Here is a 254-nt window from a genome sequence, read left to right as displayed (position 1 = left end):
GTCGTCGACGCCGATCGAGGCCGAAAAACGCTTGGGTGGCGCCTCCACCACCCGCACCTGCACCGGCAGCGTCACTTCGCCATCGGAATCGTATTTGGGTGGCGGCGGCGCGACGGCGCCGGATACCACCGGATCGCCGGCCGGCGCGGATTCGGCGGCCTTGGCCGCGCCCGGCGCGCGGGCCCGGTCCGAAACCGGCTCCGCAGGCTGCTGCGCGCTGCCAGGCTGGCGCAGTGCCACGAAGGCGCCGCGGA

At 74.4% G+C, this 254-nt stretch carries 1 protein-coding gene; it reads right to left on the bottom strand.

Annotated elements, in window-relative coordinates; translation table 11 throughout:
* Window positions 1-240 (bottom strand): hypothetical protein (locus OH705_RS28035; protein WP_267303542.1); only part of this gene is annotated, 240 nt, incomplete at its 3' end.
* Window positions 241-254: the final 14 nt, after the last annotated feature.

Source organism: Pseudomonas sp. BJa3, assembly GCF_026343815.1.
Classification (GTDB): Bacteria; Pseudomonadota; Gammaproteobacteria; order Pseudomonadales; family Pseudomonadaceae; genus Aquipseudomonas; species Aquipseudomonas soli.
The sequence above is the reverse complement of the archived record's forward strand: the minus strand, read 5'-3'. Positions and strand labels throughout refer to the sequence as shown.